The organism is Pseudomonas sp. CCNWLW23, from assembly GCF_037095675.1.
GTDB lineage: Bacteria > Pseudomonadota > Gammaproteobacteria > Pseudomonadales > Pseudomonadaceae > Aquipseudomonas > Aquipseudomonas atacamensis.
Genome location: NZ_JBAWKM010000012.1, coordinates 24,131 through 50,821 on the forward strand (window position 1 = coordinate 24,131; position 26,691 = coordinate 50,821).

Consider the following 26,691-nt stretch of genomic DNA (forward strand, 5'->3'; position numbering starts at 1 on the left):
CAATCGGCTCCCTCTCCCTCGGGAGAGGGCTGGGGTGAGGGGCTACGCCGGGTGCCACGCTACAAGCCCCAAGCCGAACAACAAAAAGCCCCGGACTCTCACAAGTCCGGGGCTTTTTCATTTCTGCGCTACAGCCTGATTACAAGGTCGGATAGTCGATATAACCGACCGGACCTTTACCGTAGAAAGTCTCCGGATGCGGCTCGTTCAACGGCGCATCGGCCTGCAAACGTGCCGGCAGGTCCGGGTTGGCAATGAACGGCACGCCGAACGCTACGGCGTCTGCCTTGCCGCTGGCCAGCCACTCGTTGGCGCTTTCCTTGGTGAACTTCTCGTTGGCAATGTATGGGCCACCGAACGCTTCTTTCAGTTGCGGGCCGAGGCTGTCGGCGCCTTCTTTTTCGCGCGAGCAGATGAACGCGATGCCACGCTTGCCCAGTTCACGGGCGACGTAGGTGAAGGTCTCGGCAAGGTTGTCATCGCCCATGTCATGGGAATCGGCACGCGGTGCCAGGTGCACACCAACGCGGCCGGCGCCCCAGACTTCGATCGCGGCGTCGGTCACTTCCAGCAGCAGGCGTGCACGGTTTTCCAGCGAGCCGCCGTACTGGTCGGTGCGCTGGTTGGTGCTGCTTTGCAGGAACTGGTCGAGCAGGTAACCGTTGGCGCCGTGGATTTCCACGCCGTCGAAACCGGCGGCCTTGGCGTTCTCGGCGCCGGTGCGGTAGGCGTCGACGATGTCGGCGATTTCAGCGGTTTCCAGGGCGCGCGGGGTTGGGTAGTCGGCCAGTGGGCGCACCAGGCTGACATGACCCTTTGGCTGAATGGCGCTTGGGGCCACCGGTGCTTCACCGTTCAGGTACGAAGGGTGAGAAATGCGGCCAACATGCCACAGTTGCAGGAAGATCTTGCCGCCGGCGCCGTGAATCGCTTTGGTCACGTTGGCCCAGCCACGCACTTGATCGTTGGACCAGATGCCCGGGGTATCCGGGTAGCCGACGCCCATCGGCGTTACCGAAGTGGCTTCGCTGAGAATCAGGCCGGCCGAGGCGCGTTGTACGTAGTATTCGGCCATCAGCGCGTTCGGCACACGGCCTTCGTCGGCGCGGCAACGGGTCAGCGGGGCCATGATGATGCGGTTGTTCAGCTCGATGTCGCCGAGTTTGATCGGGTCGAAAATAGTCGCCATGTCTAAAAGCCTCTCTTTAATTAAGGAAGTTGATCAGTTGGAAGCAGGCGCCAGCTCGGCATTGCCGTTCTGGCGGAAGGTAATCAGGGTCACCAGCAGGGCAAGTACGGCCAGCGCGGCGGCGGCCAGTGGCACGCTGGTCAGGCCGTAGCCGTGGGCGATGACGCTGCCACCGACCCAGGCGCCGAGGGCGTTGCCAACGTTGAAGGCGCCGATGTTCAGGGTCGAAACCAGGTTCGGCGCAGCCTTGCCGAAGGTCACCACGTTGACTTGCAGCGCCGGCACAGCGGCGAAACACGCGGTGGCCCAGAGGAACAGAGTGATCTCGGTCGGGATCAGCGCGACGCTGGTCCAGCTCAGCACCGTGGAAACCACGGCCATGGCGATGAACACGCCGATCAGCGTGGCGGCCATGCCTTTGTCGGCGAGTTTGCCGCCGATGATGTTGCCGACCGTCAGGCCCAGACCGATGAGCATCAGCGTCCAGGTCACGCCACGTGGCGACACACCGGTGACTTCCCCAAGCAGTGGGGCAACGTAGGTGAACAGGGTGAACACCGAGGCGGCGAACAGCGCGGTCATGCTCAGCGACAGCCAGATGCCGGCGCCTTTGAGCGCGGCCAGTTCGGCGCGCATGTCGAGTTTCTCTTCGTCACGCTTGGCCGGCAGGAAGCGGATCAGGCCGATCAGCGCGATCACACCGATGACGGTCACCGCCCAGAAGGTCGAACGCCAGCCGGCTTCCTGACCCAATGCGGTGCCCAGCGGTACGCCGAGCACGTTGGCCAGGGTCAGACCGGTGAACATCAGGGCGACCGCGGAGGCACGTTTGTTCGGCGCGACCAGATTGGCCGCCACCACCGAGCCGATGCCGAAGAACGCGCCGTGACACAGCGCGGTGACGACCCGGGCAAACATCAGCACGTTGTAGTCGCTGGCGATGGCGCAGAGCAGGTTGCCGACAATAAAGATGCCCATCAACGCCACCAGCGCGGCCTTGCGCGGCAGCTTCGCGGTGGCCAGCGCCATGAACGGAGCACCGATGGCCACGCCCAGGGCGTAACCGGTCACCAGCCAGCCGGCGCCGGGAATCGACACGCCGAGGTCCGCCGCCACGTCGGGCAGCAGGCCCATGATGACGAACTCGGTGGTGCCGATGGCGAAGGCGCTCAGGGCGAGGATGAGAAGCGAAAGGGGCATGCAGGTTTCCTTGTCGGCTGGCTGACGTTAAGGGTCAGAGCTCTTTACTGAGGGTGCTGAGAAACGCCTGGATGACGTCCTCGTTACGTTTGAAAAAATGCCACTGCCCGGCCTTCTGGCTGCTGATCAGACCGGCCCGTTGCAACGTTGCCAGGTGTGCCGACACGGTCGATTGCGACAGGCCGCAACGCTGATCGATCTGCCCGGCACAGATGCCGTACTCGTGGTTGTGCAACTGCTCGGGGAATTCGCCTTTCGGGTCTTTCAGCCAGTTGAGGATGTCTCGCCGTACTGGGTGCGCCAGGGCTTTTATTATTTCGTCGAGGTCGAGGTTCATGGCTTGGGCTCGTGGTGGCAGTAGCGATATATCGCGATGGAGCGAACTTTAAATCGTTGGATCGCGATATACCAATATGAATTCGGTCTGACGAACGCATAAATCGCTATATCGGGTTATAACGATATGAGGGTGCTGGAGGAGCGAGCGCAGTGCTAAGCTGCGCCCATGAACTATCTCGCGCATTTGCATCTCGGCGGCCAGCGCCCCGGTCAGTTACTCGGCAGCCTGTATGGCGACTTCGTCAAAGGGCGGCTGCAAGGCCAGTTCGACCCGGAAGTGGAGGCGGCGATCGCCCTGCATCGGCGCATCGACGTCTTTACCGATCGCCATCCACTGGTCGACATTGCTTTGGGACGCTTCAGCGAAACGCGGCGGCGCTATGCCGGAATCGTCCTCGATGTGTTTTTCGATCATTGCCTGGCGCGGGACTGGACGCTGTATGCCGACCGGCCGCTGGAGCAGTTCACCGCAGACGTCTATCACGTGCTGTCCCGTGAACGGCAATTGCCGGAACGGCTGGCAAAGATCGCCCCGCACATGGTCGCTAACGACTGGCTGGGCTCGTATCGCGAATTCGATGTGCTGGAGCAGGTGCTGCGCGGGATCTCGCGGCGCCTGACCAGGCCGGAGGAATTGGCCGGGGCAATGGCGGAGTTGCGGCGGTTGTATGAGCCGTTGAGTGAAGACTTCAGCCTGTTTTATCCGCAACTTCAGGATTTTGCGCAAAACTCTGATCCGCTGAAGATCTGAATGTGGGAGCGAGCCTGCTCGCGAATGCGGTGTCTCAGCCAATATAGATGCTGAATGGCACGACGCCTTCGCGAGCAGGCTCGCTCCCACAGGGGATTTGTGTTTTCAGGCGGCGATCAAATCGCCTGCGCGACGCGGTTCGGCAGGTTTCGCCACCTCACCAAACAACACCTTCTGCACCGCCTGCTGCGCTTCGAACGCCAGCGCCGCACGCTCGCGGCCCTGACACTCTATTGGCTTGAGCAGATGCACTTCGACGTCGCCGCAGTCATGGCTGAACAGGCGCATCAGGTGCGAGAGCAGGTCATCGTCACCAATGAACGGTGCGAGCGTGTCGATTTCGCCGTCACGCAGATAACGGATCGCCACCGGTTGCAGCATCACTTCGGAATCGATCGCCGCCGAGAGCAGGCGACCATGAAAAGTGCGCAGCGAACGGCCATCGGTGGTGGTGCCTTCAGGGAACATCAGCAGTGCATGTTCGGTTTGCAGATGGCGGGTCATTTGCTTGCGGATCAACTGACTGTCGCCCGACCCACGGCGGATGAACAGGCTGCCGGCCTTGGCTGCGAGCCAGCCGGCCACCGGCCAGGTGCGCACTTCGGCCTTGGACAGAAACGACAGCGGCGTGAGCATGCCCAGCAGCGGAATATCGGTCCACGACACATGATTGCTGACCCACAGCATCGGCTGTTTTGGCAGCTCGCCATGGACCCTCACGCGAAACGGCAGGGCATTGCTCAGCCGCGCCATGAAGAAGCGCGACCAGCGCTGGCGCCGCTCCATCGAGTGGGCCAGACCGATGCGTTCGAACACGCCGAACACGCTGGCCATGGTCAGGCCCAGTGTCACCACCAGCAGCACTCGCGCGATTCGCGCGTACACCCGCAACCGGCTCATCACACCGCCGCCTTGAAGTGTTTGGCGTAGCGCGGGCAGAGTTCGTCGCGCTTGAGCAGGATGAACACGTCGGCCACCTGGAAGTCTTCGTCCCAGCATGGCTCGCCGCAGATCTTCGCACCGAGGCGCATGTAGGCCTTGAGCAGCGGTGGCATTTCGGCGATGACGTTGGATGGAATATCCAGCGTCGGCAGCGGATTTTTCGGCTCGGCGCGCAGGTGTTCGGTGCACAGATAACGCTCGCGCAGACGCTGCATGATCGCGTGGGCCTGAATGCCGCCGTCCTGCATCGGGATGCTCGCGCAACCCATCAGATAGCTGTAGCCGCCCTGATTGAGCACTTCGGCCAATTCGCCCCAGAGCACGGCGATGGTGCCGCCGTTGCGGTACGCCGGATCGACGCAGGTGCGGCCGATTTCCAGGATCGGGCCTTGCAGATGGGCGAGGCCGTGCAGGCTGAATTCTTCTTCGCTGTAGAACTTGCCGAGGCTGCTGGCGGCGGTGTGATCGAGCAGACGCGTGGTCGCTACCAGGCGCCCGGTGTTCAGATCACGCACGCCGATGTGGCTGCAGTGAACATCATAATCATCCATGTCCAGACCCAGTTCCGCGCCTTTGAGTTTGGCGTTGAACTCGCCGCTGAAGACGGCGAAGCGCAGGGCCTGGGCTTGCTGCAAGGCTTCGGCGCCGATCAGGCGTTCGGCTTGCAGGCGGCGTTCATTGCCGGTGTCGCTGATGCGGGCGATTTGCGTCATGTGAATCTCCGTACGGGCCTTTAACCCGTCGTGGGTTGCAGCCGATCGACTTTCTTTATGCAGCCGTGTTGTGCAAAGTCAGGCTATGTAGCCCCGGTGTCATCGCCATGAACGTTCGGTGATGCTTATATGACAGCCCACAAGGAGGCGCCCATGCCCTGGACAGATCTGTTGCACCGCCGTGAACGCTTGCCCGCCGTTGCTGATCTGGCCGAGGGTTTTGCAACGTTGTTGCAGGCGCTGGGCAACGTCACGCCGTACGAATTGGCGGTGGCTGGCGGGCGGCGGATGGCCACGCCGGGGCTGGCGTTTCTGGTCGGTTATCAGGCGGCGCTGCGCATGTTGTGGCCGAGCGCGCCACTGAGCCTCGGCGCCTTGTGCGCGACCGAACAACGCAGCCTGCGCCCGGCCGATATGCAAACGCGGCTGAAAGATTTGCGCTTGAGCGGGCGCAAGGATTTCGTCACCGCAGGCGACGCCGCCGATTGGTTACTGGTGGCTGCGCGCAGTGAGGAGCTTGACGAAGCACCGCGCCTGAGTCTGGCGGTGGTGTATCCCGGCGAGCCCGGCGTTAAGGTGGAAAAACTGCCGGCGTTGCCGTTGATGCCGGACATCAGCCACGGTAGCCTGCACCTCGACGGCGCCCTGTGCGAACTGCTCGCCGGCGATGGCTGGGACGCCTACGTCAAACCGTTTCGCAGTCTTGAAGATGTCTACGTGCTCAGCGCCATGACCGCGTGGTTGTACGGCGTCGGCCAGGACAACGACTGGCCGCAGGCCCTGCAATTGCGTTTGCTGGCGCTTCTGGCCGGGTGCGCCGAGGCCAGCCGGCAAGCGCCGAACAATCCGGCCGGGCATGTCGTGCTGGGCGGGTTGTTTGCGCAGTTTGAATCACTCAAGACCGAGGTAGATCAGGCGTTGGTGCAGGGTGATCCTGCGTGGGCAGCGATGTGGCAGCGTGATCAAGGCGTGATGCAATTGGCTGCAGGGGCCCGGGCCAAGCGCTTGGCCAAGGCTCTTGCGTTGGCCTGACTGGCCTCATCGCGGGCAAGCCCGCTCCCACAGGTTTCAAACGTGTTCATGAAATGTGTGTTCACTTGGGACCCCTGTGGGAGCTGGCTTGCCAGCGATGGCAATTTCATGGACGACCAACATCTAAAATTTGTCATAAACCCTGACTAGGCTCAGCAGGTTCATTCCCAGAGCGCCCACCATGTTCAAAGGCCTGTCGCTGTTCCTGCTGCTGATCAGCCTCACCGTCCGCGCCGAACAATGGCCCGGCGAGCAATGGCCTATCGCCCCACAGATCACCGGCCCGGCTGCCCTGGCACTGGAAAACTACGCCTTCGCGCCCCGCAACGACGTCACCCGCCAGGGCATCCGCACCGACGCCTTGCTGATCATCCGCGACGGCCAGATCATCTACGAACGCTACGCCGCTCCGACCACTGCACAGACACCGCATCTGACCTGGTCGATCAGCAAAAGCCTGCTGGCCGCTGTCCTCGGCGTGGCCTATGGCGAAGGCCGGTTCAAGCTCGACGATCCAGCGCTGAAGTTCTACCCGGCGCTGGAAAAACACCCGGCGATCACCCTCGGCCATCTGCTGAACTGGGCCTCCGGTCTGGATTGGCAGGAAGACTACGAATACGCCCCGCTGAAATCTTCGGTGGTGGCGATGCTCTACACCCGCGGCCATCGCGACATGGCCGCGTTCACTGCGGGCCACGACGCCTACGCCGCAGCGGGTCAGGCTTTCCGTTATTCCAGCGGTGACAGCAATCTGCTCGCCGCCGCCCTGAAAACCATGGTCGGCCCAGAGCGTTACGCCGATTACCCGTGGACAGCATTGTTCGAACCGTTGGGCATTCGCCACGCCGTGTGGGAAAGCGATGCCAGCGGTACCTTTGTCGCCTCGTCCTATGCCTATCTCACCGCGCGGGATCTGGCGCGGGTCGGTCTGTTGATGGCGCGGGGCGGGCGCTGGAACGATCGGCAGTTGCTGCCCGAGGATTGGGTGGCATTCAATCTCAAGCCCTTTGCTGGCTACAAGGCGCAGCAGGACGAAGCCGTGCCCGGCGGACATTGGTGGCTCAATCGCCCTGTCGATGGCACACCATCACCATGGCCCGACGCCCCACCCGACACCTTCGCCGCCCTCGGCCACTGGGGCCAGGCGCTGTATGTGATGCCCAGCGAGAAACTGGTGATCGTGCGTTACGCCGATGATCGAGATGGCAGCTACCAGCACAATGAATTGCTCAAACGCGTGTTGCAGGCGGTGCGGCCATGAAGCGCTTTCTATTGTTGCTGTTGGTCGTGCTGCTCGGTTGGGGTTGGTATGAACGGGAAAACCTCTGGGCTTTCCCGGACATCATCAGCGCCTACACCGCCAAGGAATATTGCTCGTGTCGTTATGTGATGAACAACGATGCTGGGTATTGCCGTAGCTATGTGAAGCAATGGCTGCCAACCAGCGGTTTTACCGATGACGCTTCGAGCAAAATCATCACCGTCAGCGGCTTGGGCCGCAGCCACAGCGCGCAGTGGCTGAGCGAACGCCAGGGCTGTCGCCTGAATCCCTGAATTATCTGGTCTCCCCTGTGGGAGCGAGCCTGCTCGCGAAATCGTCGCAAGCCGCAATACATGCTGTGCGGGGAGCATTGCATTCGCGAGCAGGCTCGCTCCCACAGGGCTTGCAATAACTTGGCGGGCGGTTAAGGTTCGTGCAGGTTTATCGCCCCCACGAGTGTTCAATGTTCAACCGCTCCCTCTATACAACCTTCGCCAGTCTGCTGTTGACCGCCGCTGCACTGCCGGCCCAGGCCAATTGGTACCTGGACGGCGAGTCGTCGCGGCTGTCGTTCGTCAGCACCAAAAATGCCAGCGTGTCGGAAGTGCAGCGCTTTCTGGTGCTGCACGGCAAGGTCGACCCCAACGGTCGCGCCGAGGTCGAAGTCGAGCTCGAATCGATCAACAGCGGCATTCCGCTGCGCGATGAGCGCATGCGCAAGGAGCTGTTCCAGATCGAGCAATTCCCTTCGGCGACCATCACCACCCAGATCGACTTGCGCCCGATTAACGATCTGGCGCCCGGCGCGCAGTTGGAATTGCGCCTGCCGCTGACCGTCAGCCTGCACGGCAAGCAGCACGAATACCCGGCCGAGTTGCTCGCCACGCGTCTGGATGATCGGCGCTTTCAGGTGGTGACACTGGAGCCGCTGGTGATCAACGCCGAGGATTTCGATCTGGCGCCGGGCCTGGAAAACCTGCGCAAACTCGCCGATCTGTCGGCGATCAGTCTGTCGGTGCCGGTGGGTGCGGTGCTGATTTTCACGGCGCGCTGACATGCGCGGTGCGGTGTTTCCCTGGCGTGACGGCAACCGTTTCGAACTGTTGATCGACGGCCCGCAGTTCTTTCCGCGCATGCTCGAGCACATCGCTGGAGCTACAGAACAGATCGAACTGGAGCTGTATCTGGTCGAGGCCGGCGCCTGCGCCGAAGCCATCGTCCAGGCGCTGGTCGCGGCGGCCGAGCGCGGAGTGCGCGTGCGTTGCCTGTTCGATGATTACGGCAGCCTCGCGTTTACGCTGCATCTGCGTCAGCGTCTGACCCAGGCCGGGGTCGAGCTGCGTTTCTACAATCGCCTGAGCTGGCGGCGCTGGGTCGGCAATTTCTATCGTGACCACCGCAAGTTGCTGCTGGTCGACCAATGCCTGGCAGTGGTCGGCGGCACCGGCGTGACCGATGAATTCTGGACGCCGGGCCATGATGTCAGCGAGTGGCACGAAGTGATGGTCGAGATCAGCGGCCCATTGGTGATCGATTGGCAATTGCTGTTCGATCGCCAGTGGATCGCCAACCGTTACCGCCGCGCCTGGCGTCCGGCCGCGCATTTTGGTCTGCCGCGTCTGCCCCGCGTACCAGACAAGGGCGAGGGCATGGGCCGCGTGGCCTACGCTGACGCCCGCCAGCACCGGGACATTCTGCAATCGCTGTTTCGCGCGCTGAACAGCGGGCAAAAACGCATCTGGATGGCCACGCCGTACTTTCTGCCTACCTGGAAAATCCGCCGCTCGCTGCGCAAAGCCGCTGCACGCGGGGTCGATGTGCGGCTGTTGCTGACCGGGCCGCGCACCGATCACCCGTCAGTGCGCTACGCCGGGCACCGCTACTACCCGCGCCTGCTTAAGGCCGGGGTGCAGATCTTCGAATACCAGCCGTGCTTCCTGCACCTGAAAATGGTTCTGGTGGACGAATGGGTAAGCATCGGTTCGTGCAACTTCGATCACTGGAATCTGCGTTTCAATCTGGAGGCGAACCTGGAGGCGCTGGACCCGGCGTTGACGGCAGCGGTGGAGGCGAGCTTTGTGAAGGACTTCGGCTTGAGTCAGCTGGTGAGTCTGGAGGAGTGGCAGCGCCGACCGTTGTGGCGGCGGGTCAAGCAGCGGGTGTGGGGCTGGGTGGATCGGTTGGTGGTGAATATTCTCGACCGTCGCGGATAACCACGATTTTGAATACACCCTGAATCCAATCTGGTAGCGAGCCTGCTCGCGAAAGCGGTGTGTCATTTGATCGTTCCCACGCTCTGCGTGGGAATGCCTCTAGGGACGCTCCGCGTCCAGTGATGCGGAGCGTCACGGGCTGCATTCCCACGCGGAGCGTGGGAACGATCAATGTGGGATCGGTGTTACAGCAATTCAAAGCTCTGCTGCGTCACCGCCTGCGAATCCAGGCCGATCTGCACGTTGAACTTGCCAGGCTCGGCTGCGTATTTGAGCTGGGCGTTGTAGAACTTCAGGTCTTCCTCGGTGATGGTGAAGTGCACGACTTTCTGTTCGCCGGCCTTGAGCATGATCTTCTGGAAGTTCTTCAGTTCTTTCACCGGGCGGATCATCGAACCGGTGACGTCCTGGATGTACAACTGCACCACGGTTTCGCCGTCACGCTTGCCGGTGTTCTTGACCATGACGCTGGCGTCGAGCTTGCCGCTGGCGTTCAGGGTGGTCGATGACAGCGCCATATCGCTCAGGGCGAAGGTGGTGTAGCTCAAGCCATAACCGAACGGAAACAGCGGGCCGGTGGTGTCATCGAAATACTGCGAGGTGTAGTTGCCCGGTTTGCCCGGAGTGAACGGCCGGCCGATGCTCAGGTGGTTGTAGTAGGTCGGGATCTGGCCCACGGAACGCGGGAAAGTCACCGGCAGTTTGCCCGACGGGTTGTAGTCGCCGAACAGCACGTCGGCAATGGCGTTGCCGCCCTCGGTGCCGCTGAACCAGGTTTCCAGAATCGCATCGGCCGACTGGTTCTCTTCGAGAATCGTCAGCGGACGGCCGTTCATCAGCACCAGTACCAGCGGTTTGCCAGTGGCTTTCAACGCACGGATCAATTCGCGCTGGGTTTCCGGGATGTTCAGGTCTGTGCGGCTCGAGGATTCGTGGGACATGCCACGGGACTCGCCGACAGCGGCGACGATCACGTCAGCATCCTTCGCCGCTTTCACCGCTTCGTCGATCAGCACGCTGGCCGGGCGCGGGTCATCGACCACTTCCGGGGCGTCGAAGTTGAGGAAGTTCAGGTAGTCGAGGACCTTCTTGTCGCCCGTGATGTTGGCGCCACGGGCGTAGATCAGGTTGGCCTTGTCGCCGATCACCGAACTCATGCCGTCGAACAGGGTGACCGATTGCGCCGGGCGCCCGGCGGCGGCCCAGCTGCCCATCATGTCGATCGGCGCTTTCGCCAATGGACCGACCAGCGCGATTTTCGCGTCTTTCTTCAGCGGCAGGGTTTCGTTGTGGTTCTTCAGCAGCACCAGACTGCGACGTGCCACTTCGCGGGCCTCGGCGCGGTGCAGGCGGCTCTCGGCGTAGGTGTCGGCCGGATCATCCTCGGCCTTGCCGATGCGCAGGTACGGGTCCTTGAACAGGCCCATGTCGTACTTGGCCGCGAGGACTTCGCGCACAGCGTTGTCGATGTCTTTCTGTTCGATCTCACCAGACTTGAGCAACCCCGGCAGTTCTTTGCCGTAGAGGGTGTCGTTCATGCTCATGTCGATGCCGGCCTTGATCGCCAGCTTCGCCGCTTCGCGACCGTCGCGCGCGACACCGTGCTTGATCAGTTCGAAAATCGCGCCGTGATCGCTGACTGCCAGACCTTTGAAGCCCCAGTCCTTGCGCAGCAGGTCGTTCATCAGCCAGGTGTTGGCCGTGGCCGGAATGCCGTTGATCGAGTTCAACGCCACCATCACACCGCCAGCGCCGGCATCGATCGCGGCGCGGTACGGCGGCAGGTAATCCTGGTACATCTTCACCGGGCTCATGTCGACGGTGTTGTAGTCGCGACCGCCCTCGACCGCGCCGTACAGGGCGAAGTGCTTGACGCTGGCCATGATGCTGTCGGCAGCGCTTGGGGTCTCGCCCTGATAGGCCTTGACCATGACTTTGGCGATGCGCGAGGTCAGGTAGGTGTCTTCGCCGAAACCTTCGGAACTGCGGCCCCAGCGTGGATCGCGGGAGATATCCACCATCGGCGCGAAGGTGATGTCGAGGCTGTCGGCGGCGGCTTCTTTAGCCGCAACGCGACCGGACTGGCCGATGGCGTCCATGTCCCAGCTCGACGCGAGGGCCAGCGGAATCGGGAAAATCGTACGGTGACCGTGGATCACGTCGTACGCGAAAAACATCGGAATCTTCAGGCGGCTGCGCATGGCAGCGTCCTGCATCGGACGGTTTTCCGCGCGGGTGATCGAGTTGAACGTGCCGCCGATGTTGCCGCCGGCGATTTCCTTGCGGATCAGCTCGCGGGGCATTTCCGGGCCGATGCTGATCAGGCGCAACTGGCCGATCTTCTCGTCGAGGGTCATTTGTTTCATCAGGTTGCTGATGAAAGCGTCCTTGTTTTCCAAAGGTACCGGGGTCGTGGCGGCCAGTACCTGATGACTGGCCAGGCTGACGAACAGACCCAGCAAACACAGCTTCTTCATGAATTTTTTCTCTAGAGCCCAAACGGTGATGCAACACCGGCCAGCCAAAATGTAGGGAGCGACTATTGTTGTTCGGATACCAGCGCAAAATCCTGAGCCGGAAAACCGCAGCCGACAGCGGCAACGTGAACGCGAAGGGCACTTTTTAGCCGATTAGCCCGTCGCATGCCAGTGGCGGCGCCGATTATGCCCCAACCGCTGGCCGGGAATGCCCAGCGTTCGGTTTTTAAATCAAATGTGTCATGGAGCATCACTGCAATGAATATCAGCTCAACCTCCCGTTCACGGTTACAGATCGCCACGTTGCTGGTGTTCGCCACGCTGTTGACCGCGTGCGGCATCAACAATATCCCGACCCTCGACGAACAGGCCAAAGCCGCCTGGGGCCAAGTGCAGAACCAGTACCAGCGCCGTGCCGACCTGATCCCCAATCTGGTGGAAACCGTGAAGGGCTACGCGGCCCACGAACAGGAAACCCTGACCGCCGTGATTGAAGCGCGAGCCAAGGCCACCTCGATTCAGGTCGATGCCAGCACCCTCGACAATCCCGAGAAGCTCAAGCAGTTCCAGCAGGCGCAGGATCAACTGACCGGCGCATTGAGCCGCTTGATGGTGGTCTCCGAGCGCTACCCGGATCTGAAGGCCAACCAGAACTTCCTCGCTCTGCAATCGCAACTTGAAGGCACGGAAAACCGCATTGCCGTGGCGCGCCGCGATTTCATTCTGGCGGTGCAGAAGTACAACACCGAGATCCGCACCTTCCCCGGTCGCCTGTGGCACAGCGTGATGTACAGCGATCTGCCGATGCGCGAGACCTTCGAAGCCACCACGCCCGGCGCGGAGAAGGCCCCGGAAGTGAAATTCTGACTCGAGGTCGCCCATGCGTGTGTTGAAACTAAGCCTGGTGCTGATGCTGTGGCTGTTCGCCGTCAGCGCCCGGGCCGAATTGACCTTTCCGCCGCTGAGCGGGCGCGTGGTCGATCAGGCGCAAATGCTCGAGCCATCGATTCGCGCGCAACTGAGCCAGCAATTGCAGGCGCACGAGCAGGCCACCGGCGAGCAATTGGTGGTGGTCACGCTGCCGGATCTGCAGGGCACCACCATCGAGGATTTCGGCGTCCAACTGGGTCGGCACTGGGGCATCGGCCAGAAGGACAAGAACAACGGCGCCTTGCTGATCGTCGCCCGTGACGAGCGCAAACTGCGCATCGAAGTCGGCTATGGCCTGGAGGATCGCCTGACCGATGCGCAGTCGTCGGTGATCATTCATCAGGTCATCACGCCGGCGTTCAAGGCCGGCAACTTCAGCAAAGGCATCAGCGATGGCGTTGCGGCGATGCTGGTGGTGCTCGGTGGCAATCCGCTGGACGAACCGTCGACCGTGTATGAATCCAGCGGCGACCCGGCGGATGATTTCATCTCGCGGCACCCGGCGCTGTTCATGTTTCTGGTGATGTTGTTCATCGTGACGGTGTTTGTCTGCCAGATGCTCGGTATCCTGCCTGCCGGCCGGGGCGGCTCCGGAGGAGGGGGCGGCTTTGGCGGTGGCGGCGGATTCAGCGGCGGTGGCGGTGGCGGCTTCAGCGGTGGCGGGGGCAGTTTCGGCGGCGGCGGTTCGTCCGGCGGCTGGTGAGATCAAAAGAATAATGAGCAGGCACTTTTCGACATGGCATTACTGACTGAACACGAACAACGCAAAGTCGCCGAGGCCATCGCCCGGGTCGAGCGCGACACCGACGCCGAACTGGTCACGGTGCTCGCTGCCCGTGCCGACGATTACGCGTACATCCCGCTGCTCTGGGCCAGCCTGCTGGCGCTGGTGTTGCCGGGCATCGTCCACTACCTCACCGGCTGGCTGACCCTGCGCAGTCTGCTGCTGGTGCAATGGGGCATGTTCATCGTCCTGTGCCTGCTGTTTCGTCTGCCGAAAATCACCACGCATCTGGTCCCGCGCCGTGTGCGCCACTGGCGCGCCTCCAACCTGGCGCGGCGGCAGTTTCTCGAACAGAACCTGCACCACACCGTGGGCAGCACCGGCGTGCTGATTTTTGTCTGCGAGGCTGAGCGCTATGTGGAAATTCTGGTGGACGAGGGAATTTCCAAACGGCTGGACAACAGCAACTGGGACGCGATTGTCGCGGCGTTTACCGAACAGGTCAGGCAGGGGCGCACGCTGGAAGGGTTTGTCACGTGCGTGGAGGCGTGTGGCGAGTTGTTGAAGGTGCATGTGCCGGTGACGCAGGTGAGGAATGAATTGCCGAATCGGTTGGTGGTGTTGGGCTGAAAAACCCTCACCCCAGCCCTCTCCCAGAGGGAGAGGGAGCCGACCAGGGTGTTCTGTCGAGTTCCGCCGACCTGAAATGCCGAGTCGAAATCAAATCCTGACAGCCATAGCCGACTCGGTCGTTCAGGTCGATGTCGAGCGCAAGACACCTCGGTCGGCCCCTCTCCCTCCGGGAGAGGGCTGGGGTGAGGGGCTTCTGGACCGTTGGGTAAATAAGAGGGTGTCCCCAACCCCCATCCCCCCTAAAATACCCGCCATTCCCGATTCCGCCCGTCCGAGGCCGTTTGTCCATGTCTGTTTCCGCTTCTTCCGCGCCGTCCGCCAAACCGGCCGCCGATCACCACGCCCAGTTCATCGAGCTGCTGCAAGCCAGCCTCGACGACAGCGGTTTCATCAAACTGGTATTGGCCAAATACGTCGGTGAAGAGGCGGATCTGCAACGGGTCATCATCAAACCGGTGACGGTCAAGGCGCAGGCGTGTCTCTCCTTCGTTTATCGCTACAAGACCCGCGACATCACCAAGAACCTGCCGCTGAGCGAAGGCGTTGCGCTGATTGCCGGTCTGCTGCCGACCTCGTTCAAAAATGCGCATTTATTGGCGCTGAGCGACGAAGCGCAGCTGGAATACAGCAAAAAGGGCAAGAGTTCGCTGTTCAAGAGCAAGCCTCAGCAATTGCGTGAAGCGCCGTCCGCCGAGCACAACCGCGAGAAAAACCGCTTTCTCGAACTGAGCCGCCCGTTCCTCAAGGATCTGGGCGTGACCAATGCGCAACACGAGCTGATCCCGGCGATGTCGCGCAAGTGGAAGCAGATCAACAAGTTCATCGAAGTGTTCAGCCATGCCCTGACCTCGTCGCCGCTGGCGCTGGACAAACCGGTGCGGGTCGCCGATTTCGGCTCGGGCAAGGGCTACCTGACGTTCGCCATTCACGACTACCTGCGCAATACGCTCAAGGCCGAGGGCGAAGTCACCGGCGTCGAGCTGCGCGAAGAAATGGTCAACCTGTGTAACGCCGCAGCGAGCAAGCTTGAGCATCCGGGGCTGGTGTTCAAGTGCGGTGACGTGCGCACGGTGGCGCCGAGCGAACTGGACGTGATGATCGCCCTGCATGCCTGCGACATTGCCACCGATTACGCGATCCACACCGGCATCCGCTCGGGTGCGTCGATCATCATGTGCTCACCGTGCTGTCACAAGCAGATCCGCCTGCAGATCCAGAGCCCGGCGCTGCTCAAGCCGATGCTGCAATACGGCTTGCACCTCGGCCAGCAGGCGGAAATGGTCACCGACAGCTTGCGCGCGTTGTTCCTCGAAGCCTGTGGTTACGAGACCAAGGTGTTCGAGTTCATCTCGCTGGAACACACCAACAAGAACAAGATGATTCTCGCGGTGAAACGCGCCGAACCGGTCGATCCGACGCAGTTGTTGGCGAAGATCGCAGAGCTCAAGGCGTTCTACCACATCAGCGAACACTGCCTGGAAACCCTGCTGCGCGCTGACGGCTATCTGGCCTGACCCTGTGGAAGCGAGCCTGCTCGCGAAGAATGCTAACGCGGTCGATCGTTAACCCTCTGCGCGATTTGGGTCTACCTTGAATACTCCCCAGACCTTTCCCCGAGGAGTTTTCCCATGGCCGCGAAAAAGATCCTGATGCTGGTCGGCGATTACGTCGAAGACTACGAAGTGATGGTGCCGTTCCAGGCCCTGCAGATGGTCGGCCACACGGTCCACGCCGTGTGCCCGGACAAGTCCGCCGGCAGCACCGTGCGCACGGCGATTCATGATTTTGAAGGTGATCAGACCTACAGCGAAAAACCCGGTCACCTGTTCGCGCTCAATTTCGATTTCGCCAAGGCCAGCGAAACCGATTACGACGCGCTGCTGATTCCCGGCGGTCGTGCGCCGGAATACCTGCGGCTGAACGACAAAGTCCTCGAGCTGGTGCGCGCGTTCGACAACGCCGGCAAGCCCATCGCAGCGGTCTGCCATGGTGCGCAACTGCTCGCTGCGGCAGGTGTGCTTGAGGGGCGTGAGTGCAGCGCGTATCCGGCCTGTGCCCCGGAAGTCCGGTTGGCGGGCGGCACCTACATCGACATACCGGTGACCGACGGCCATGTTCAGGGAAATTTCGCCACCGCTCCGGCCTGGCCGGCGCATCCGCAATGGCTGGCCGGTTTCCTCGGTCTGCTCGGTACGAAAATCACCTTGTAGTCGAGGCAGGCGACAGATCGCAGACGCTGGTCTTTACTCTGAAGCGCGAAATCTCTCAATCGCCCCCAGGAGAAACAGACATGTCCGGATGGTACGAAGTGAGCAAAAGCAGCAACGGCCAATTCAGGTTCGTGTTGAAAGCAGCGAACGCCGAAACGATTCTGACCAGCGAGCTCTACAGCACCCGCGCCGGTGCCGACGGCGGCATTGCCTCGGTGCAGGCTAACAGCCCGCTGGACGAACGTTACGAGAAAAAATCGACCAAGGATGGCCACCCGTACTTCAATCTCAAGGCGGCCAATCACCAGATCATCGGCAGCAGCGAGTCGTATTCATCGGATGGCGCGTGTGACAAGGGCATCGCCAGCGTCAAGGCCAACGGCCCGACGAAAACCATCAAGGACAAGACCCTGCCGGTACTCTGAAACCCGACATCAACCTGTGGGAGCGAGCCTGCTCGCGAAAGCGGTGTTCCAGTCACCTTTTGTATTGGCTGACCGGCCGTCTTCGCGAGCAGGCTCGCTCCCACAGGTGACCGCATTCCATTGTGGGAGCGAGCCTGCTCGCGAAGGCGTCAGCCCGGCCAATATCAAACCTCAACCGGTACCGACAATTTTGGATCGCCCAGGGCGTGGCTCTTGGCATCAAAGAACCGCAACTCAACGCCGGTACCGTCGAACACCTTGGCGTAGTGACGTTTCTGATGCTGAATGAATGCGGCGCTGCGCGGGTAAATCGAGATCGCCACGCATCTCGGTCGGGCCAGGCGCAACGCGCGCACCAGATGCGCATCCTGCTCGCCCAGCGCATGGCCGAAGATGCACAGGCTGTCGCCATGAGCCAGTAATTGCTCGTAGCAGAACGACAGATAATCGGAGCTGCGAATGGTCTTGAGCTTGTCAGCGCTCGGCCCTTCGGTGACGAACAGCGGCACGTCGTCCAGCGTCTTGATCGTATTGTTGATGGCGAAACTGCCAAGCAGGGTGCCCTCGGTCGAGGTCAGTTTGCGTGCGGTGCCGTCCTGATTGCGCACCAGATGCAGACCACCGTGCAGGTAGAGCAGGCGCGGTTTGTCGGTGGCGCTCTGGCTCAGATCGAAACTTGCGTCCGCGCCGTTGAACAGATCGTCGATGGCCTCGCCGGGGTGTTGCAGCGCCCAGTAATTAAGCAGGTCGTAGTTGGTGGTGAACACCGTGCGATAGCGCGCCAGTTCAGCATTGAGCACCGTCAGTGTCGAAGGCTGCACCAGCCGCCACGGGATGTGCACCGCGTGCACGGTGTTGATCAGCGCTTCCTTGATTGCGTAATAGCGATTGCGCGGCGCCGCCGAGCTGACCGCCAACGCCTTGTTGACCCGGCTGGTGGTTTTCAGGGCGCCCAGCACTTGTTCGAAGCTGCGGGTTTGCAGCGCGTCGAACACCGCCAGTTCCGATGGGCTCAGCGGTTTCTCTTCGACCGTACGGGCGTTTTCGAACAGCGAGTCGTAGCCGAAGTCATCCCATACCGCGCGGCTGGCGCCATTGCCCACCAGCAAACCCTGAAAATCGTTCGCGGCGCGCAAGGCATTCCAGTTTTCGAGGGTGGCGTCGACATCGAGAAAATCGGTCATTGCGTGGGCGGTCTCAAAACAAAGGGCAGATGGACGGCGACTTTATCACGAGCGGACATTGAGCCAGATCAACATTGCTCGTGACCGATCGGTCGATCCTGTGTGCACCCGCCGAATCGAGGCAGTCGATCCGGCTTCAGTCAGGAGACACACGATGAGCAGCACCTTCTTCATTCCGGCGGTCAACATCATGGGCAGCGGCTGCCTCGACGAAGCCATGGTCGCGATTCGCAATTATGGTTTTCGCAAGGCGCTGATTGTCACCGACGCCGGGCTGGCCAAGGCGGGCGTGGCCGCAATGATCGCCGAGAAACTGGCGATGCAGGACATCGATTCGGTGATCTTCGATGGCGCCAGACCGAACCCGACCACGGCCAATGTCGAATCGGGTCTGGGGCTGTTGAAGGAAAGCCGTTGCGATTTCGTCGTGTCGCTGGGTGGCGGCTCGCCACATGATTGCGCCAAGGGCATCGCCCTGTGCGCAACCAATGGCGGGCAGATTGGCGATTACGAAGGCGTCGACCGCTCGAGCAAGCCGCAATTGCCTCTGGTCGCTATCAACACCACCGCCGGCACTGCCAGCGAAATGACCCGTTTCTGCATCATCACCGACGAATCGCGCCACGTGAAAATGGCCATCGTCGACCGCAACGTCACGCCCCTGCTGTCAGTCAACGATCCGGAACTGATGGTCGCGATGCCCAAAGGCCTCACCGCCGCCACCGGCATGGATGCACTGACCCACGCCATCGAAGCCTACGTCTCTACTGCCGCCAACCCGATCACCGATGCTTGCGCGCTTAAAGCGATGAGCCTGATCAGCAGCAACCTGCGTCTGGCTGTGCGCGACGGCAGCGACCTGGCGGCGCGGGAGAACATGGCTTACGCGCAGTTCCTCGCCGGCATGGCGTTCAACAACGCCTCGCTCGGATTTGTCCACGCCATGGCGCATCAGCTGGGCGGCTACTACGACTTGCCCCACGGCGTCTGCAATGCCGTGCTGTTGCCGCATGTGCAGAGCTTCAATGCGCTGGTCTGCGCTGACCGACTCAGGGACGTCGCCCACGCCATGGGCGCGGATATTCGTGGTTTCAGCGCAGAGGAGGGCGCGCAGGCGGCGATCAATGCCATTCGCAACCTTGCCAAAGACGTCGAGATTCCCGGAGGACTGCGTGAGCTGGGCGCGAAACTCAGCGATATCCCGGTGCTCGCCGCCAATGCTTTGAAGGATGCGTGCGGACTGACCAATCCACGGGCGGCAGATCAGCGCCAGATCGAGGAAATTTTCCGCAACGCGTTTTGAATGAAGGCGCGAAGGCGAGCGAAGTCGAACAGTCCTTCGCTTGCTTCTGCGACCACGGTAAATGTCCGCACACGGCCCCAGTCTGAAACCTGGCCGGCGATGTTGTGAACGGCGGATATACGGTACTGCCCGACTGCCAATGAGTGTGCAGCCGGTGTTTGCCATTTCCGGTCGCTTTCGACCGCTGCCCTGGCAATCTCCAGGCCAGTGTCCAGATCGAAAACACTGACGAAACCCTCGGCCCGTGTGACATCTCCCGACAACAACAGAGGCGCATTTACCTCCGCTCCCTCAAGCGGTACGAAGACGCCCGGGACGTCGATTTCGGGCCGCAGTCGCACCTCATATCCGCGCTCGTCACTCCATTCAGACGTGATGCCTGCATACGTCTGGTGGGCGTGAATCTTCTGCTGGCCTGGAGCCTGGGCGCCGCTGATGCTGAACGCCCATCGTCCCTTTGCGCTGACCAGCCCTGCACCGAGCGACTGGGTGTTTTCAATGTTCCAGACCTGTACAAGCGCATCGGGCATGCCGCTGCCGAGCAACAATGTCGCAGGTCCCGTCGTGCTGGCCTCCTCGGGGTAGGTGATGGTCGGGGCCGGGGCCGGTTGTGGCATATGCTCGTCGCGAGTGCTCATCGTTCTTCTCGTCCATGGCTGATTTGAACGCTGAGGTTGGCATGACGTGCCTGAATTCGAACCTGTAAGAACTACCAGCCCTCCAGTCTTTTTTGCACGGTGATCAATTTCGTTTTCTTCTAAAAAACTGTCATTTGTGTCAGTTGTCCGGCGTGGCTTCTTCGGGTCGAATGCTCTCAGCGAGGGGATCGATGTCGATCCCACAGGAGAATACGAACATGCCGGAATCCACCGCGCCATTGCCCCCAACCGCGCAGTCAGCCGGGGAACTGGACGCTCTGTTTGGTCTGCGAGCGCTGAAATTTCCCGGAGCTGCCAAGACCATTGCCAAAGGCGTAGCGATCACGCCTTCGGGGCAAATCATGGTCAGCGCTACCGTCGAGCAATCGGGCCATTCGTACTACGGCCTTGCGCGCCTGGATGCCGATGGCAATCCGGACCCGGATTTCGGCACCGGCGGATATCTCAGCGGCCGGTTCGGCACAGGCTCGCTCACCCAAGGCGGGCCATTGATCGTTGATGCGCTCGGGCGGATCTGGATGTGCGGTGTGATTGGCGTCGTCAAAGACCAGGCTCTTGAATACCAGCAAGTTATCGCGCGGTTTCTGCCCGACGGTTCGCCGGATATCGAGTTCGGCGGCGACAGGAATGGCTACCGGATTGTGCCCATGCGGATTCCGGCACTTTTTGGGGCGACCCATGGGCAACTGCTGCTGGCGAAATCCGATCCGCAGCTTGCGCAGCCGGACAGGCTGCTGTTTGTGACAGCGCAAAAGGGCAGTGGCCTGTTGACGCGATTCAATCTCGATGGCTCGGACGATTTATCGTTCGCCAGCAACGGTTGGCTGCCCCTGTCGCTGCCAGGCGTGGCCATTTCGCTGTCCGGGATCATCCAGCTCGACGGTGGGAGGATCCTGCTGCATGGCAAAACGGAAGTAACCAATCAGGGATTGGTCATGGCGTTCGACCACAACGGGAAAGTTGCACAAGCGTTCGGCGATCAGGGCATGTTGCTGTTGAACATTAAACGGGATGGCAAGACGCTCGAAAGCCACGTGACCAACATCGCTGTGCAAACGACGCAGCGCCTGCTTTTGCTCGGTGCGGCGGTCGAGTCAACGCAAGACACGAAACTGCAACATGGATTCATCAGTGGTATTACCTACGCTGGCCAAATGGATAACGCGTTCAACAACCCTGTCCTCAGCCCGACGGCGCATGAACTCGACCTGAGAGGTTGGCAAGCAGGGTTTGCGCTGGATGACATCGCTGGCAAACGTATTGTGGCGGTCGGACAGACCTCGGGCAGCGCACGAGGCTTGTTGACGGCAGGCTTTCTGGTCGATGGCGCAGTGGATGATTCGTTTGATGACGAGGGCGCGAAGGACATTTCATGGCCAGCCATCGATGCCTGCCTGCAAGGCTCTTCGATCCTGGTCTTAGGTCGCAGGGACGACAGCGCGCAGCTGGTTCGCTTGCTGACCGCGCCTGTCACAAAACAGCGCGCCAGCATGAGCAACTGAGCAGTCAGCGGTAAAACCGGGCTATCCTGCCGGCTCGGATGAACCCTGCCTTCGAGCCCACCATGCTGCAAAAAAGCCTGATCCGCCGTCTCGACCTGATCACTCTGCAACTGTTCGTCGCCGTCCACGAGGAAGGCACGTTGACCCGTGCGGCTGCGCGCGAGGCCATCGCGGTGTCGGCGGCGAGCAAGCGCCTGATGGAGTTGGAGGAGGCGCTGGGCATCGCTTTGTTCGTGCGTCAGGCCAAAGGCATGATCCTCACGCCGGCCGGTGAAACCCTGCTGCACCACGCCCGGCAGATGCTCTTCAATGTGGAAAAGATGGGCCTGGAGCTGGGTGAGCACAGCCATGGTGTGCGGGGTTACGTGCGCATGCTGGCCAATCTTTCGGCGATCATTCAGTTCCTGCCCGAAGACTTGCGCGACTTCTCCGCGCGGCATCCGCAGGTCAAGACCGACCTTGAAGAACGCCCCAGCGCCGGGGTGATTCAGGGCGTGCTCGATGGCGTCGCCGACCTCGGCATCTGCTCCGACGACAGCGACACCAAAGGCCTGCACAGCGTGTTGTACCGCCAGGACAAACTGGTGGTGGTGATGCTCCCGGAGCATCCGTTGGCTACGCGCGCATCCGTGACTTTTGATGAAACTCTCGACAGCGATTACGTCGGCTTGCACGCAGCCAGTTCGATCAACATGCGTACCCATGCGGCGGCGCGGCAGGCCGGCAAAGTCCTGCGCATCCGCATTCATGTGCCGGGATTCGATGCGGTGTGCCGGATGGTCCAGGCGAACATGGGCATCGGCATTCTGCCGCAGCGAGCCTATGAGTTGTTTGGTCAGGCACTGGGCTTGCGTGCGGTGCCGCTGACCGACAACTGGTCCGATCGCGCGCTGATTGTGGTGGTGCGCGATGAGGCGGGATTGTCGCCGGTGAGCCGGATGTTGTTTGAGCATTTGCGCGGGCAGGGCGCCTGAATCTCTATTGAATGGGCCGGCCTCTTCGCGGGCAAGCCCGCTCCCACAGTTTCCAGCGTGTATGCAAATTGTGCGGCTGACTTTGAACCCTGTGGGAGCGGGCCTGCCCGCGAAAGCGGCTTCGAATTCACCACATCGCTGAAGCATTCGCATTTCGCGAACGCCCATTGCCGAGAGACGGCTGGATTCTCCGATCATCGTTCCTCTAGCCTTGGCGACATATTCCAAGAACAAGAGGTACCCGCGATGACTGCCCCTTTGAGTGCAATCAAAGTGATCGAGATCGGCACCCTGATCGCCGCGCCGTTTGCCGCGCGCATGCTTGCCGAGTTCGGCGCCGAGGTGATCAAGATCGAAGCCATGGGTCAGGGCGACCCGCTGCGCAAATGGCGCAAGCTGCACGAAGGCACATCGCTGTGGTGGTACCTGCAATCGCGCAACAAGAAATCCCTGGCGCTCAATCTGAAATCCGCTGAAGGCATCGAACTGGTCAAGCAACTGGCCGGCGACGCCGACGTGATCATTGAAAACCTGCGCCCCGGTGCGCTGGAAAAACTCGGTCTGGGTTGGGACGTGCTACATGCGCTGAATCCGAACCTGACCCTGGTGCGTATCTCCGGCTACGGCCAGACCGGCCCTTACCGTGACCGGCCCGGTTTCGGTGCGATTGGCGAGGCCATGGGCGGCATCCGCTACACCACCGGCAATCCCGATTCGCCACCGGCGCGAGTCGGCGTCAGCCTCGGCGATTCGCTGGCCTCGTTGCACGCGGTTATTGGTGCGCTGATGTCGCTGTTGCGGGTCAAGACCGGGCAGGGCGGTGGACAGATCGTCGATGTGTCGCTGGCCGAAAGCGTGTTCAACGTCATGGAAAGTCTGGTCCCGGAATACGACATGCTTGGCCATGTCCGCGAACGCAGCGGCGGTGCCCTGCCGGGTATCGCGCCCTCCAATACCTACCTCACGGCCGACGGCGCCTACGTGGTGATTGCCGGCAATAGCGACCCGATCTACAAGCGTCTGATGCACACCATCGGCCGTGCTGATCTGGCCGAGGCAGAAGAGTTCGCCCACAACGACGGCCGCGCGGCGCAGAGCGGTTTGCTCGATGCGGCCATCACACACTGGACCAGCAGCCTGCCGATCGACGAGGTACTGGCTGCTCTCGAAGCTGCCGAAGTGCCGGCCGGGCGCATCTACTCGGTGGCTGACATCGTCGCCGATCCGCACTATCAGGCGCGGGACATGCTGCTCGATGCCGAGTTGCCCGGTGGCGCAACGGTGAAGATGCCCGGCATTGTCCCCAAACTCTCGGAGACCCCCGGCGGAGTGAACTGGTCCGGGCCGAAACTGGGCCAGCACACCGACGCTATTCTCGCCAATCTTGGCCTGACTGAACTCGACATCGAACGCCTGAAAAACCAAGGGGTGGTGCAATGATCACTGACTATTCGCAAACCCTGATCATCCAGGAAGTCTCACCCCGCGACGGTTTGCAGATCGAGCCGACGTGGGTGGAAACCGCTGACAAGATCGCTCTGATCAATCAGTTGTCACAGGCCGGATTCAGCCGCATCGAGGCCGGCTCGTTCGTCTCGCCCAAAGCCATTCCGGCCCTGCGTGACGGCGAGCAAGTGTTCAACGGCATTCAGCGCCAGCCAGGGGTAATTTATGTCGCGTTGATCCCTAATCTGAGAGGCGCACAACGGGCACTGGCGGCGAATGCCGATGAGTTGAACCTGGTGATGTCCGCCAGCCAGACCCACAACCTCGCCAACATGCGCATGCGTTGCGAAGAGTCGCTGGCGGCATTCGCTGACATTGTTGCGTTTGTCAGCGGCTCAGGTGTGCGCCTCAACGGCAGCATCGCCACCACGTTCGGTTGTCCGTTCGAAGGCCGGATCGATGAGGATCGTGTGCTGCAGATCGTTGACGCCTATCAGGAACTCGGCATTCAGGGCATCAGCCTCGCCGACACCACCGGCATGGCCAATCCGCGTCAGGTCGATCGCTTGGTGCGGCGCGTTTTGCAACGGGTTTCGCCGGCTGACCTGACTTTGCATTTCCACAACACCCGCGGCCTTGGCCTGTGCAATGTGCTGGCCGCTTACGAGGCCGGCGCGCGGCGCTTCGATGCGGCGCTGGGTGGCCTCGGTGGCTGCCCGTTCGCACCGGGCGCGTCGGGCAATATCTGCAGCGAAGATCTGGTCAATCTGTGCGATGAAGTCGGCATTCCCACGGGCATCGATTTGCCGCTGCTGCTGAAACTTTCGCGCGGCTTGCCGGCGCTGTTGGGCCACGATGTCCCCGGCCAACTTGTCAAGGCCGGGCGCAATTGCGATCTGCATCCGATGCCCATCTGAAGATACAAAACCCTTGTGGGAGCGAGCCTGCTCGCGAACGCGGTGTGTCATTCAACATCGGTATCGACTGATCTGGCGCATTCGCGAGCAGGCTCGCTCCCACAGTTCAAAAGCATTCAGCAGTAACCAGACAACAAAAACAATCGGACGCCCATCGGCAGTCCGCCTGGAGAAAATCTATGAGCCTCAACGTAATGGAGGCGGGCGTGAATCCGTCCGTCGATCACGACGCCGAAAAAGCCCTGGTCAGCAAAGTCGCCTGGCGCCTGATGCCGCTGATCATGGTCTGCTACCTGTTCGCCTTCTTCGATCGCATCAACATCAGCTTCGCCAAATTCCAGCTGCAGACGGACCTGAGCCTGAGCGACACCGCGTATGGCTTGGGCGCCGGGCTGTTCGTGGTCGGTTACGTGCTGTTCGAAGTGCCGAGCAACATGATGCTGTACAAGGTCGGCGCACGGCGCTGGATTGCTCGGATCATGATGTCCTGGGGCGTGGCGACGGCGGCGATGGTCTTCGTCAACAGCGAATGGCAGTTCTATGCGCTGCGCTTCGTGATCGGCGCGATGGAAGCCGGGTTTGCTCCGGGCGTGCTGTATTACCTGACCCTGTGGTTTCCGCAGCACTTCCGTGGCCGCATCACCTCGATGCTGTTCCTTGCCTCGGCGTTTGCCGGGCTGGTCGGCGCGCCGTTCTCGGGCCTTGTGTTGCAACACCTCGATGGCGTGTTGCAGATGCGCGGCTGGCACTGGTTGTTCCTGCTCGGAGGCGTGCCGTGCATCGCCCTCGGTTTCTTGGTGCTGACCCAGCTCAAGGACCGCATCGAGGATGCGCACTGGCTGACGGCTGACGAGAAGAAATTGCTCTCCAGTCGCATCGCCCATCACGAGCCACACAAGAGCGGCGGCTCATTGCTCGCGGCGCTGAAAATCCCCGGATTCCTGACGTTGGGTTTGATCTACTTCCTGATTCAGGTCGCGTCCTACGGGTTGAATTTCTGGGCACCGCAATTGATCCGCAGCGCCGGCACCGAAAGCCCGGTGATGATCGGCCTGCTGACCGCCATTCCGTATATCTGCGGGGCGATCAGCATGGTCGTGATCGGGCGCTTGTCAGACGCCACCGGTGAACGGCGCAAGTTTGTCGCCGGGCTGGTGATCGTCGGCGCGATCGGCTTTTTCAGCGCGGGAATCTTTGCCAGCCACACGACCTTCCTGATCGTCGCGCTCGGCCTGCTTGGCGCCGGCATCATCGCTTCGATTCCGAGCTTCTGGACCCTGCCACCGAAACTGCTGGCGGGCGCCGGTGCCGGCGCGGCAGGCGGGATCGCGGTGATCAATACCCTGGGGCAGTTCGGTGGGATTGTCAGCCCGGTCATGGTCGGACGCATCAAGGACCTCACCGGCAGCACCACCCCGGCGCTGTACGTCATCGGCGTCGCCGCGCTGATCGCCGCAGCGCTGCTGCTGTGGGGCTTGCCGCAGAAGTTGCGCACGCTGGACAAGTATTGAGATTTGCTGCGTCGGCGATAGCAGGCTCGCTCCCACTTTGGAATGCGGCTTTCCTGCGGGAGCGAGCCTGCTCGCGAATTCCGACTTCAGACACATGAGAAGATTCGCTGGCCAGATCTGTTGAATCCTCCGATGCAGAAAGGGATAGTGCGCGCC

At 61.4% G+C, this 26,691-nt stretch carries 26 protein-coding genes; 18 read left to right on the plus strand and 8 right to left on the minus strand.

The window, feature by feature from the left end:
* Window positions 1-139: 139 nt before the first annotated feature.
* From V8J63_RS16115 to V8J63_RS16125, 3 genes are read right to left on the minus strand one after another with little or no spacing between them, the layout of a single operon-like run.
* Complete coding sequence (locus V8J63_RS16115) at window positions 140-1,189, minus strand: alkene reductase (protein WP_016771329.1); 1,050 nt, start codon at window positions 1,187-1,189, stop codon at window positions 140-142.
* 33 nt (window positions 1,190-1,222) lie between these two features.
* Window positions 1,223-2,389: an MFS transporter gene (locus V8J63_RS16120; RefSeq protein WP_016771328.1), complete on the minus strand. Its 1,167-nt coding sequence runs from the start codon at window positions 2,387-2,389 to the stop codon at window positions 1,223-1,225.
* A 34-nt stretch (window positions 2,390-2,423) separates the two neighbouring features.
* Window positions 2,424-2,726, minus strand: coding sequence for an ArsR/SmtB family transcription factor (locus tag V8J63_RS16125; RefSeq protein ID WP_016771327.1), 303 nt, complete (start codon window positions 2,724-2,726; stop codon window positions 2,424-2,426).
* Between the two features lie 168 nt (window positions 2,727-2,894).
* On the opposite strand from V8J63_RS16125, the gene V8J63_RS16130 reads away from it, so the two are divergent.
* Window positions 2,895-3,479, plus strand: coding sequence for an acyl carrier protein phosphodiesterase (locus V8J63_RS16130; RefSeq protein WP_130887065.1), 585 nt, complete (start codon window positions 2,895-2,897; stop codon window positions 3,477-3,479).
* Window positions 3,480-3,584: 105 nt separating this feature from the next.
* On the opposite strand, the gene V8J63_RS16135 is transcribed toward V8J63_RS16130, so the two are convergent.
* Window positions 3,585-4,379 carry a lysophospholipid acyltransferase family protein gene (locus tag V8J63_RS16135; RefSeq protein WP_130887064.1) on the minus strand — a complete coding sequence of 265 codons (795 nt, stop codon included), beginning with the start codon at window positions 4,377-4,379 and terminating at the stop codon, window positions 3,585-3,587.
* Complete coding sequence (gene olsB, locus V8J63_RS16140) at window positions 4,379-5,134, minus strand: L-ornithine N(alpha)-acyltransferase (RefSeq protein WP_016771324.1); 756 nt, start codon at window positions 5,132-5,134, stop codon at window positions 4,379-4,381. Before olsB ends, V8J63_RS16135 begins: the two co-directional genes overlap by 1 nt.
* Before the next feature lie 153 nt (window positions 5,135-5,287).
* Between olsB and V8J63_RS16145 the strand changes: the two genes are divergently transcribed.
* The 5 genes from V8J63_RS16145 to V8J63_RS16165 all read left to right on the plus strand — a co-directional run bounded on the left by V8J63_RS16145 (window position 5,288) and on the right by V8J63_RS16165 (window position 9,640).
* A complete protein-coding gene (locus V8J63_RS16145; protein ID WP_130887063.1) occupies window positions 5,288-6,166 on the plus strand; it encodes an acyl-CoA dehydrogenase family protein in 879 nt (292 codons plus the stop codon).
* 181 nt (window positions 6,167-6,347) lie between these two features.
* Window positions 6,348-7,427, plus strand: a complete 1,080-nt coding sequence (locus tag V8J63_RS16150) for a serine hydrolase domain-containing protein (protein ID WP_130887062.1) — start codon at window positions 6,348-6,350, stop codon at window positions 7,425-7,427.
* A complete protein-coding gene (locus V8J63_RS16155) occupies window positions 7,424-7,720 on the plus strand; it encodes an amidase (protein WP_130887061.1) in 297 nt (98 codons plus the stop codon). Before V8J63_RS16150 ends, V8J63_RS16155 begins: the two co-directional genes overlap by 4 nt.
* Before the next feature lie 170 nt (window positions 7,721-7,890).
* Window positions 7,891-8,481 carry a YceI family protein gene (locus V8J63_RS16160; protein ID WP_130887060.1) on the plus strand — a complete coding sequence of 197 codons (591 nt, stop codon included), beginning with the start codon at window positions 7,891-7,893 and terminating at the stop codon, window positions 8,479-8,481.
* A gap of 1 nt (window position 8,482) precedes the next feature.
* Entirely contained in the window at window positions 8,483-9,640 is a 1,158-nt protein-coding gene (locus V8J63_RS16165) for a phospholipase D-like domain-containing protein (protein ID WP_056783426.1), read from the plus strand.
* A gap of 185 nt (window positions 9,641-9,825) precedes the next feature.
* On the opposite strand, the gene bglX is transcribed toward V8J63_RS16165, so the two are convergent.
* Window positions 9,826-12,117 carry a beta-glucosidase BglX gene (bglX, locus tag V8J63_RS16170; RefSeq protein WP_130887059.1) on the minus strand — a complete coding sequence of 764 codons (2,292 nt, stop codon included), beginning with the start codon at window positions 12,115-12,117 and terminating at the stop codon, window positions 9,826-9,828.
* 258 nt (window positions 12,118-12,375) lie between these two features.
* Here bglX and V8J63_RS16175 point away from each other — a divergent pair, with 258 nt between their 5' ends.
* The 6 genes from V8J63_RS16175 to V8J63_RS16200 all read left to right on the plus strand — a co-directional run bounded on the left by V8J63_RS16175 (window position 12,376) and on the right by V8J63_RS16200 (window position 17,039).
* Complete coding sequence (locus tag V8J63_RS16175; RefSeq protein ID WP_024011957.1) at window positions 12,376-12,984, plus strand: LemA family protein; 609 nt, start codon at window positions 12,376-12,378, stop codon at window positions 12,982-12,984.
* Between the two features lie 13 nt (window positions 12,985-12,997).
* Window positions 12,998-13,750 (plus strand): TPM domain-containing protein, encoded by a 753-nt coding sequence (locus tag V8J63_RS16180; protein WP_130901886.1) that lies wholly within the window; start codon window positions 12,998-13,000, stop codon window positions 13,748-13,750.
* A gap of 33 nt (window positions 13,751-13,783) precedes the next feature.
* The gene (locus tag V8J63_RS16185) at window positions 13,784-14,401 is read left to right on the plus strand and encodes a TPM domain-containing protein (protein ID WP_024011959.1); all 618 of its coding nucleotides are present in this window, start codon (window positions 13,784-13,786) and stop codon (window positions 14,399-14,401) included.
* Between the two features lie 290 nt (window positions 14,402-14,691).
* Window positions 14,692-15,918, plus strand: a complete 1,227-nt coding sequence (locus V8J63_RS16190) for a class I SAM-dependent methyltransferase (protein ID WP_130888787.1) — start codon at window positions 14,692-14,694, stop codon at window positions 15,916-15,918.
* 114 nt (window positions 15,919-16,032) lie between these two features.
* A complete protein-coding gene (locus V8J63_RS16195; protein ID WP_130888786.1) occupies window positions 16,033-16,614 on the plus strand; it encodes a DJ-1/PfpI family protein in 582 nt (193 codons plus the stop codon).
* 80 nt (window positions 16,615-16,694) lie between these two features.
* Window positions 16,695-17,039, plus strand: a complete 345-nt coding sequence (locus V8J63_RS16200) for a YegP family protein (protein WP_076566339.1) — start codon at window positions 16,695-16,697, stop codon at window positions 17,037-17,039.
* Window positions 17,040-17,203: 164 nt separating this feature from the next.
* Here the strand turns inward: V8J63_RS16200 and V8J63_RS16205 are convergent, their stop codons facing one another.
* Complete coding sequence (locus V8J63_RS16205; RefSeq protein ID WP_130888785.1) at window positions 17,204-18,223, minus strand: DUF4917 family protein; 1,020 nt, start codon at window positions 18,221-18,223, stop codon at window positions 17,204-17,206.
* Between the two features lie 154 nt (window positions 18,224-18,377).
* Here V8J63_RS16205 and yiaY point away from each other — a divergent pair, with 154 nt between their 5' ends.
* Window positions 18,378-19,526, plus strand: a complete 1,149-nt coding sequence (gene yiaY, locus V8J63_RS16210; protein WP_264364650.1) for an L-threonine dehydrogenase — start codon at window positions 18,378-18,380, stop codon at window positions 19,524-19,526.
* On the opposite strand, the gene V8J63_RS16215 is transcribed toward yiaY, so the two are convergent.
* On the minus strand, window positions 19,487-20,164 hold the full coding sequence (locus V8J63_RS16215) for a hypothetical protein (RefSeq protein ID WP_177421639.1): 678 nt from the start codon (window positions 20,162-20,164) through the stop codon (window positions 19,487-19,489). The genes yiaY and V8J63_RS16215 overlap by 40 nt on opposite strands.
* A gap of 218 nt (window positions 20,165-20,382) precedes the next feature.
* Between V8J63_RS16215 and V8J63_RS16220 the strand changes: the two genes are divergently transcribed.
* The 5 genes from V8J63_RS16220 (at window position 20,383) to V8J63_RS16240 (ending at window position 26,535) form a co-directional block, all read left to right on the plus strand.
* Complete coding sequence (locus V8J63_RS16220) at window positions 20,383-21,687, plus strand: delta-60 repeat domain-containing protein (protein ID WP_336464325.1); 1,305 nt, start codon at window positions 20,383-20,385, stop codon at window positions 21,685-21,687.
* Between the two features lie 62 nt (window positions 21,688-21,749).
* Window positions 21,750-22,661: a LysR family transcriptional regulator gene (locus V8J63_RS16225; RefSeq protein ID WP_130888782.1), complete on the plus strand. Its 912-nt coding sequence runs from the start codon at window positions 21,750-21,752 to the stop codon at window positions 22,659-22,661.
* A gap of 246 nt (window positions 22,662-22,907) precedes the next feature.
* Window positions 22,908-24,101 (plus strand): CaiB/BaiF CoA transferase family protein, encoded by a 1,194-nt coding sequence (locus V8J63_RS16230; protein ID WP_130888781.1) that lies wholly within the window; start codon window positions 22,908-22,910, stop codon window positions 24,099-24,101.
* On the plus strand, window positions 24,098-25,024 hold the full coding sequence (locus V8J63_RS16235) for a hydroxymethylglutaryl-CoA lyase (protein WP_130888780.1): 927 nt from the start codon (window positions 24,098-24,100) through the stop codon (window positions 25,022-25,024). The genes V8J63_RS16230 and V8J63_RS16235 overlap by 4 nt, the downstream gene beginning before the upstream one ends.
* Window positions 25,025-25,203: 179 nt before the next feature.
* Window positions 25,204-26,535, plus strand: a complete 1,332-nt coding sequence (locus V8J63_RS16240) for an MFS transporter (protein ID WP_016771305.1) — start codon at window positions 25,204-25,206, stop codon at window positions 26,533-26,535.
* The last annotated feature ends 156 nt before the right edge of the window (window positions 26,536-26,691 follow it).